General features: G+C 47.7%; 6 protein-coding genes and 1 CRISPR repeat array. All 6 genes read right to left on the bottom strand.

Going from position 1 to position 9,517, the window contains the following annotated elements; genetic code table 11:
- Nucleotides 1-97 precede the first annotated feature (97 nt).
- Nucleotides 98-3,475: a CRISPR direct-repeat array (repeat unit 37 nt; unit sequence GTTTCAATCCCTGAAAGGGTTTAGATGAAATTGTCGC).
- A 250-nt stretch (nucleotides 3,476-3,725) separates the two neighbouring features.
- The 6 genes from cas2 to cas5d are packed head-to-tail and all read right to left on the bottom strand — an operon-like array spanning nucleotide 3,726 to nucleotide 9,517.
- A complete protein-coding gene (gene cas2, locus H6F67_RS26950; protein WP_190769740.1) occupies nucleotides 3,726-3,998 on the bottom strand; it encodes a CRISPR-associated endonuclease Cas2 in 273 nt (90 codons plus the stop codon).
- Nucleotides 3,999-4,004: 6 nt separating this feature from the next.
- Nucleotides 4,005-5,006 carry a type I-D CRISPR-associated endonuclease Cas1d gene (cas1d, locus tag H6F67_RS26945; protein ID WP_190769739.1) on the bottom strand — a complete coding sequence of 334 codons (1,002 nt, stop codon included), beginning with the start codon at nucleotides 5,004-5,006 and terminating at the stop codon, nucleotides 4,005-4,007.
- Between the two features lie 9 nt (nucleotides 5,007-5,015).
- Nucleotides 5,016-5,603 (bottom strand): CRISPR-associated protein Cas4, encoded by a 588-nt coding sequence (gene cas4 / locus H6F67_RS26940; RefSeq protein ID WP_190769738.1) that lies wholly within the window; start codon nucleotides 5,601-5,603, stop codon nucleotides 5,016-5,018.
- Complete coding sequence (gene cas6 / locus H6F67_RS26935) at nucleotides 5,603-6,424, bottom strand: CRISPR-associated endoribonuclease Cas6 (protein WP_190769737.1); 822 nt, start codon at nucleotides 6,422-6,424, stop codon at nucleotides 5,603-5,605. The genes cas4 and cas6 overlap by 1 nt, the downstream gene beginning before the upstream one ends.
- Nucleotides 6,425-6,450: 26 nt before the next feature.
- Nucleotides 6,451-8,745, bottom strand: a complete 2,295-nt coding sequence (cas3, locus tag H6F67_RS26930) for a type I-D CRISPR-associated helicase Cas3' (protein ID WP_190769736.1) — start codon at nucleotides 8,743-8,745, stop codon at nucleotides 6,451-6,453.
- The gene (cas5d, locus tag H6F67_RS26925) at nucleotides 8,735-9,517 is read right to left on the bottom strand and encodes a type I-D CRISPR-associated protein Cas5/Csc1 (RefSeq protein ID WP_190769735.1); all 783 of its coding nucleotides are present in this window, start codon (nucleotides 9,515-9,517) and stop codon (nucleotides 8,735-8,737) included. The genes cas3 and cas5d overlap by 11 nt, the downstream gene beginning before the upstream one ends.

Genomic DNA, 9,517 nt, shown 5'->3' with positions numbered 1-9,517 from the left:
GATTGCCCGCTTCGTCTGAAGCCTTCATCTACATTGCGATGATTCGACTGATGTTACGCACACTGGCCTGAGTCTTTTGCAACCTTCTCCGTATTTCTAAACATCCTCTGAAAGGGTTTAGATGAAATTGTCGCGCGGACAAATTCGGCTGAAGATCGAGATCATTGCATGTTTCAATCCCTGAAAGGGTTTAGATGAAATTGTCGCGGCGACGGCTGTATGGCGGACGGCGAATCACAAAGGTTTCAATCCCTGAAAGGGTTTAGATGAAATTGTCGCCGGGAGCTTCGCTTCCTTCGGGCGCAGCTTCCCGTTTCAATCCCTGAAAGGGTTTAGATGAAATTGTCGCTGGACAGGTCTGGTATTCCATGCCAGACCTTGAGGTTTCAATCCCTGAAAGGGTTTAGATGAAATTGTCGCCCCATCAACCCTTCGCTGTTTGCACGAAAGATGAGTGTTTCAATCCCTGAAAGGGTTTAGATGAAATTGTCGCCCGCTAACACGAAACTTGTTTAGACCGATTTCGCTGTTTCAATCCCTGAAAGGGTTTAGATGAAATTGTCGCCGATCGATCAGGGCAGCAGCGCGATAGCTCAGTACGTTTCAATCCCTGAAAGGGTTTAGATGAAATTGTCGCCGTTGTGGAAAGATTGCGGAAAGTCAGATTACCGTTGTTTCAATCCCTGAAAGGGTTTAGATGAAATTGTCGCGCCAATCACGATGTCGTTCTCCAAACTCTGTCGATTTCGAGTTTCAATCCCTGAAAGGGTTTAGATGAAATTGTCGCTTTAACGAGTATGTCTTGCCTTGACGCAACACCTGGTTTCAATCCCTGAAAGGGTTTAGATGAAATTGTCGCGGCAGTGTAAAAGCAGGGATTGTGGCAAAATCACTTGTTTCAATCCCTGAAAGGGTTTAGATGAAATTGTCGCCCGTGCTGTAGCAGTGGACTTGCCAGTAGAAGCTGGTTTCAATCCCTGAAAGGGTTTAGATGAAATTGTCGCCCCGATCGCGTTTTGGTCGATCGCGCTGCTTGAGGTTTCAATCCCTGAAAGGGTTTAGATGAAATTGTCGCCTGCATCGCCGCTAAGCTACAACAGCACGACGGGGTTTCAATCCCTGAAAGGGTTTAGATGAAATTGTCGCATGAGCAGCTTGCAACTGAAACAGGAATCAATCAAGTTTCAATCCCTGAAAGGGTTTAGATGAAATTGTCGCGTGAGCCGCTGGCCGCTGCTACCCTCTGAGGTGATGTTTCAATCCCTGAAAGGGTTTAGATGAAATTGTCGCACCAGCAGGCCACCTGAGAGCAGGCCGCAATGAAAGTTTCAATCCCTGAAAGGGTTTAGATGAAATTGTCGCTTTGCTGCTCTTGCGATTTTGCCACCATGCGATCGGTTTCAATCCCTGAAAGGGTTTAGATGAAATTGTCGCCGGGCACGGCGAATTGGCTCCGCGTCAATGGCAAGTTTCAATCCCTGAAAGGGTTTAGATGAAATTGTCGCCCGGAGTGTGATTCTACCTGCGAGTTGCAAGATTACTGGCGTTTCAATCCCTGAAAGGGTTTAGATGAAATTGTCGCCAGGTGCGCGACAAGGCCGATACCGCGCTCAACATGTTTCAATCCCTGAAAGGGTTTAGATGAAATTGTCGCAAGGATGCGAGCCGGAAGCGTAGGATCTGGCGAGTTTCAATCCCTGAAAGGGTTTAGATGAAATTGTCGCTTATCAAGTCAAAACTGGGTCAGTCCAGACAGTTTGTTTCAATCCCTGAAAGGGTTTAGATGAAATTGTCGCCTCAGACGCGCAGACCTCAGCGACGCAGTCCTCAGTTTCAATCCCTGAAAGGGTTTAGATGAAATTGTCGCCATCATCGACTTGGGGCGCTATTGGGGGTCGATCGACGCGGTTTCAATCCCTGAAAGGGTTTAGATGAAATTGTCGCTTCAGTCCGCCCTTGACAGAATCAACGGTCATTTGTTTCAATCCCTGAAAGGGTTTAGATGAAATTGTCGCTCGCTACTTGCTGTGTATTTGGGAACTCGCCCAGGTGTTTCAATCCCTGAAAGGGTTTAGATGAAATTGTCGCCAGATTCCGCCCGCAGTTTTGCACACAGCGCTTCAGTTTCAATCCCTGAAAGGGTTTAGATGAAATTGTCGCCAGCCACGTCACGCTTGGCGCATGGCGCGATCGCAAGTTTCAATCCCTGAAAGGGTTTAGATGAAATTGTCGCACGCCTCCACGCGCCTCGATAAGCGATGACACCAGGTTTCAATCCCTGAAAGGGTTTAGATGAAATTGTCGCTCGCGGCAGAGTATTTGCTGCTGCAACTGCAAGAAGGGTTTCAATCCCTGAAAGGGTTTAGATGAAATTGTCGCCGCTAACCGAAGAATCGCTCAAGCGGCAAGACGGCGTTTCAATCCCTGAAAGGGTTTAGATGAAATTGTCGCCAATTTAAACCGCTTGCAGGGTCAGCGTTTGCCGGTTTCAATCCCTGAAAGGGTTTAGATGAAATTGTCGCCACTGCTGCGCTACCTGCAAACGCATTTTGGTAAAGTTTCAATCCCTGAAAGGGTTTAGATGAAATTGTCGCATTTCAGCAATGGCGCGAAAGGCTTGCACCTTATTGTTTCAATCCCTGAAAGGGTTTAGATGAAATTGTCGCCGCCTTGTCGGGCGACATGCCTTTAGAGCGACGAGTTTCAATCCCTGAAAGGGTTTAGATGAAATTGTCGCTGGGTTTGTCGTCCTCAGTCACGAGGGAAACGCCCGTTTCAATCCCTGAAAGGGTTTAGATGAAATTGTCGCCCGCGCGGTTCGCGGCGCGTCGTCCGCACGGTGCGGTTTCAATCCCTGAAAGGGTTTAGATGAAATTGTCGCTCTTCACCATCAATAGGAGGAACTACAACAGGTGGCACTATGTTTCAATCCCTGAAAGGGTTTAGATGAAATTGTCGCGATGTAGCCTCAAAAAATGCGATCCTAATTTCATGTTTCAATCCCTGAAAGGGTTTAGATGAAATTGTCGCTCTTTCATCTGGAAGCATTTTGCCGCTCTGCATATCGTTTCAATCCCTGAAAGGGTTTAGATGAAATTGTCGCTTAAAATTTTCTGACATTTCCTCAAATGATCCCTTAAGTTTCAATCCCTGAAAGGGTTTAGATGAAATTGTCGCGCTTTTTGTTTTTATGAGTCCGGCGGCGATAATGACGATGTTTCAATCCCTGAAAGGGTTTAGATGAAATTGTCGCACGTGGATCAGAACTCGATCGGATGGAAAATCCCCTGTTTCAATCCCTGAAAGGGTTTAGATGAAATTGTCGCTATGAAAAATAATCTCAGATCGTCTACCCTTTCCAAGTTTCAATCCCTGAAAGGGTTTAGATGAAATTGTCGCGCGCGTGAGTATGTCAGGATTGCTCAGGAGCAGGGCGACGTTTCAATCCCTGAAAGGGTTTAGATGAAATTGTCGCGGCGATCGCCTGAAACACTTGCTGTATGTAGTTTTCAAGGTTCGATTGCGCGGATCGCCTAGTTTGTAGCATTTTTGATGCTCAATCAGGTTAATCATTCGCCTAGCTTAACCCTTACACCTCAAACCCCGCCACCTTTTCAGCCTCTGCGCGGAACTCATTTTACTGAAAAATGCCTCAAGCTCGGTCAACGCCTCAGTTTCAGCCTTTTGTTTGCTCAAGCGTTTCAAAACACCCACCCTTCCGCGCATCACACGAAGAAAATAGTGTCATCTCGAACCGCTTCGCCGCCAATTCGCTCCACTTTCGCTTGACAGCAGCGGCACAGGAAATAGAAGCGAATGCTGTCTTGATCGGGTTTAATCAGTTTGTGGAGGCGCGATCGCAACTTTGCATACTGCGTCTCGGTCAGATCGCACTCAAACACGCTGTACTGCATCCACTGACCGTAGGATTTGAGAATCTTGTGGATTTTCGATCGGCGTTTGTCTTCAGGAATGTCATAGCTAACAACAATATGCATCGTGCCCTACTTCAAGACGAGTGGTGGATATTTGTCGGTTTCACCCATCAAATACTTCGCCATCAGACGCGCCTGAATCTCAAACGCCTCCTGATAGGTACACTGCGTCTGCAAAACCGGATGCTTAAACTTAGATTGCTTTTTCTGCTCATACAGCCGCAGAAATGTCCGCAGTCCTTCAGGAGTCAGCGAGACAGCGCCGCTGAGCGGTTCGGTGACAAAATGTTGTGGGGACAGAACTCGACGATTCAGCCCGCCCAGCACGATCGCATCCACCACGATCGGGCGAAATTCTTCCATCAAATCCAGCGCGAGTGAAGGTCGTCCATACCGTTCGGTGTGCAGATAGCCCAGATACGGATCAAAGCCGACCAAGTTGACCGCACTTTGCACATCATGCCGCAGCAAGGCATAACCGAGGCTCAGCAAAGCATTGACCGGATCGGTGGGTGGACGACGATTGCGAGTCGTAAATTGAAATCCTTCCGCCCGAATTAGCGCATTGAAGCTGCCGAAGTAGGCCGCACTGCCACTTCCTTCTAGGCCGCGCAGCGAATCGATCGCCCCTGTCGTATCAATTGGCGCGATCGCCTGCTCAATCTGCGTGATGGCAGTTTGTAGCTGAACTGGAAATTCTCGCTGTCCGCGCAGTAGCGCATTGCGATAGTTCTTCAGTTTGCCTCGGACAAATCCCCGCACCAGATGCAGGGCGGCTTCAGATGGCGCAATTGCTTTCCACTGAGCCGATCGCACAAAGATATTTTTGGTTAGCTCCGGCTCCAATCGTCCCAAATAGCGACCCGTCGCAGTCAGAAAGCTCAAGGCGATTTTGCGTTCCAGCAGTTCAATCACAACTGCGGGTGAAACCGTTGCCCGTCCCAACACCACGACTCCTTCAACCTTAATAAGCGGCACATCCAGCAGCGTTTGTTTATTCGCCCGAACGGTCAGACGCTCATCCGTTTTACCGATGAAACTATCGTCTTGCGTGATGTAAAGCGTTCCCATGATTTCGTCCTAACGAGTTTCCTGATAGCGGGCAACTTTAGCGACAGCTTTCGGCAAGCATTGAGCATGAAGGCTGCATCCTTGGCAGCGGGGAGAATACACCGCAGGCGGCATCTCTCCCGTATTCAAAATGTGAGCGACAGATGCGACAGAGGCGATCGTCTGTTGCCGCAACTCATCTGTGAGTTCAACCGCTTGCCGCTGATGCGATTGGGCGTAGTAGAGATAGCCGATCGACACAGGCTGTCCGGTCATTTCTTCCAAACAAAGTGCCTGAGCGCAAACCTGTAGTTCATCGTTATCAAACTCGCCGCGCTGTCCCCGCTTGTACTCCACCGGATACCAGTGCCCATCGTTCTCCTCAATCAAATCTGATTTTCCAATCAGGCGATACCGCTCTGACTTCAGCCAAACAGCTCGAATTTGCCACGTCTCTTCTCGCGAACTTTCGCTTAGTGTGTGAACGCGATCGTGGAGATGCGTGCCTTCGATCGTGTACTGATTGTCAACAAATCCGCCCAAACAAAACATCCGCCAGCAGCGATGCGGACAGTAGGCGTATTGATTTAGGGCCGCGATCGGAATGTAGTCATCCATCAGCTTTTCACCCTCCTCACCATGCCCATGCCCATTGGCGTTTTGCGTCCCACTCCGCTGTAAATCGCAAAATCAGCTAAGGTATTGATTTGCTTGATAGTTTCTAAACCAACATCGCCTAAAATCCGAAAGCTAATCGTTCCAACACATCCAGCAAATTTGCCATCCGGGTGATTCACCAGTTCAGTTTGCAGATCGAAATAGCTGGGAAACAAACACTCCGTCAGCGGCTCTTGAAACGGAATGTTGCTATAGCGATTCCAGCGATTGAGCAAGCTGTTAAAAATACATTCTCTCGTCGGTAGGGCTGAATCGTATTTACCCTGACGAAATGTGGCAGGTGTGCAAATGGCGATCGAAATCTGCCGCAACTGATCAGAAGCTTGCTCATACAGTTGCGCGTAGGAACTAAAGTTTGCCCAAGGTTGCGTTGATTGGGCAGTACCTAATACGCTTGTAATCTGCAAATCTGCCGAGCCTAAATGCCAGGAATGCGAAGGATTCAAGTTAAGCCATAGGGGAGTAAGATGTCCAAACAGCGTGTCATCTAATAGAGAAATCCGCCACCAGCAAGGTGTCCCTGCGGGAATCGCTCGATGATGCTCCCACTGCAACCGATCGCCTCTTTGAGATCGATTACCAACCTGCAACAAACTCAACGTAAACGCTTTGTCCGTTTTTTGTTCATGCAGTCGATCGCCTAATGCACGATCGACTGAACTAACCAACGTTAGAAATAGGGCGTGGAGATGTTTACCTGTGAGATATCCGGACGGAATGGGCGATCGAGGTTGCAGATTCAGCACTAAACTATGTGGCATAAGCAGGAAGAGAAAAATCAGGAAGATCAAATAATCCAGAATGCTTCTTCGTCCATTAGGCGAATTTTGATACCGTTGAGCGCTGCGGCCACAATTCCAGCAAAGCCAGGAAAAATGGTGTAAGATTTGCTGCCATCGCGACAGGCGATCGTAATGGGATACGAAGCAATTCCCCATTTTCGCAGTCGAATGATAATTCCTTGATTGGCGATCGTCGAAACAATTACACCTGGAAGTAACTGTTTTTCTAAAGTTTTCAATAGTGGAGTCGGTGAAGTTGCACCATTGAGTGTTCGCTGAATCCGACAGTTTTGGAATGCACTCAATTTGTTTAACTGAGTTGAATTAAATTGAGCAATATCCCCTTCGTCATAGTTGAGATGGAAGCTAATTTCATACGTTGCTTGGGCGCGATCGACAATCTCAATCACTTCGCCATTGCTCTCAAACTCGTAATAACGAAGTAGATGAATTGGATCGAGAATCGTTTCCTCTGATTGGTCTAGCAAAAAACCTTTCGGATCGCGAATTTGCAGGTTCTTAAATAGGCTAGCGCGAAATTGAAATAAAGGTGCGTAGCTGGCGCTAAAGCGAGTTGCAAACTGTTTGAACATTGAGGCAACTTTTGGAACGTCTCGAAGCAGATTCTCAAAATCTCTCAAACTTTTCTGCTTAGTTCGCAGGGCTTCCCAATCTTCTGGCGATTCGCTACGGAGAAATGCAGATACGATCGCCCATCGATACTGACCTTTCACCCATCTCAACGGATCGCCTGCTAAATCTTTTTCGGAAGCATTCGCGATTTGTTGAGCCATTTGCAACGCTTTCATTCGGTCTTGATAATACTTCCAATCCCGTTTTCCCCCTAGCACGACCTTGATGGTTTCAAATAGCTTAGGCACGTAGTTTGCTTGTGGCAATTGATCTAGCAAATCTTCCAATATCAGCAAGGGGCGTGCTGTTTCAAGTAGCGCTTCTGACTGCCAATAGGCTTCTAGAAAAGGACGATCGAGGCATTTCATTTCAGACAATTTTTGGGTAAGTGAATCACGGCCACCTTGTAAATCAACTTCAGCAAGATTTTCTTCCCATGCCTGCTCAGGTAGATAAGCGATCGCCTCAGAAGAAATGTTCGTTTGAGCTTTACCCAGGACTCGCCCGACTCGTCCAATTCGCTGCCAGAATGCCGCGCGATCGCGAGCCGAAAAAATCAGCCAGTCGAGATTTTGCCTTTGGGGTTCAGGATGGCGATTGAAGTTGAAGCCAACATCAACTGTACTAGTGGCTAAAATAATTTGTTTTTGGGCAACTTCTTCCCGATCTACTTTTGGTGTTGAGCCATGAATCCTACCGAATTTTTCAGATAATCCTTTAGCTTTCAATAAGTCAGCTAAATCGTTGATTTGAACTTTAGAATCGAGGATAACAGCACCGTTGCGATCGGGGTGTTCTGCTAGCCGCTTTATAACTTCATCGGCCAGTTCTTTCAGGAATATCTCTCTATCGGGCTGAGGACGAATTTCAAGTTGAACCGCAGTTTGTGAGGGAATTGGGCGATCGCCTACTTCACCATCAATTCGTTTGATTCGTACTCCTTGATCTTTCAAGACAGCCAGCGCAGATTCACAGGCAGGTTCCGGCGTTGCAGTTAGCAAAATGACGCGCCGCCCTGCCTGAAAGAATCCGAAAATGTGCAAATAAGCCAGGTAGAACAGCAGTCCAACTAACTGCTTAGCATCGTAAAGATGAAACTCGTCAAAGATGATTGTAGAGAACTGCGTGTAGAAGCTTGTTGCCAGGTTGATTTTATCTTTTTGGTTGTAGCTAAAAAACGTGGCGTAGTAGAAAATATCTGGATTTGTCACCAGTAATAGCGGGCGATTAGCTCCAACTTCAGGGAAAATCGTGGCCGGATTGCGAATCAAACTATTTAGCTTTTTACCGGGGCGAAAGCCGACTCGATTGCTTGACCACTGTCGAATTTCTCTCGCTGAAACTGCTTTGACAACATGATTGAGCTTTCCACAACTCGATCGAATAAACGTTTCTGCTGCCTGCGCCTGCTGTTCAATCAGCGCGTTGGTCGGCGCAACGTAGACAGCGTTGCTGTGGGGTTGATGGAGCAGAACTGACAAACCTGCTCTTGTTTTGCCTGTTCCGGTTGGCGCTAAATCCAAGACGATATCGTGATCTTTCGAGGCAAGAAAAACATCGGCTTGATGTTGAAGAACTTGCCCCATAAATTGCAGTTCATCTGGCGGGCGATCACATTCTGAAATGCTGCGCGGCTCCAGATGAGTTTTGATTGATTCAGGTGTCATTCGATCGCCCTCCACCACAAAATTGCAAATTAGCTGGCGTGATGTAATCTCCTAGCTTCCAAGCAGAGCCGTGAAAGCGCAGATTTTTGACGATCGAGCTTGGCGGCATCGAAATTAAATCGAAAGCAAGCAGCGTTAAGTTCGTCGGTAAATCAGCCGAAGTGAAATAAGCTTGACTAGTGTATTCTCCAGCCGCTAAAACTTCCACAGGCATTTCTTTGAGAATCTTGATCCGAACTTTGCTCATGAATTTGCCAAGTCGAATATATTCGGGCAGTTCGCGATCGCCAAACACTAAAGTATGAAATTCATTTCCCCGTTCAATCATCCGCAAGCGTCCGGTTTGAGGATAATTGCTAGGACGAAAAGTGTTTGGTTTATCACCTTGACGCACTTTGAGCATATCGACACGGGCAGTCGCGACTCGATTGTTCGTCATGGCGTACCAGTAGGCGTCGGAGAGCGCGTTGAATCGCTCAAATCGAAAGGTTGGAGTGCCGATCGCTGACCAAGCCGGAAGAACATAGCAGCTTGAATTGAGCGGCGTTAAATCTTCGCTGTAGCTCGGTTTTCCAACATCGCGTCCGCTTAGACGATAAGGCGATCGCGCCCAGCCCAAGGCGTAAGCTAAAGCATAGTTGCCGATCGTACCTTCTGTGTAGTAGGTATCTGACAATTCTCTAGAAGCGAAAAAGACAGGTTCCGCACACCAAAGTTCAATTAGCTTTGCTGTTTTGAACGGTGGAATTGTTGTTCCGTTCTGCTCGGTCAT

It is taken from the genome of Microcoleus sp. FACHB-1515 (genome assembly GCF_014696105.1).
Classification (GTDB): Bacteria; Cyanobacteriota; Cyanobacteriia; order Elainellales; family Elainellaceae; genus JAAUTJ01.
This window is presented reverse-complemented; position numbering and strand designations above follow the sequence as displayed.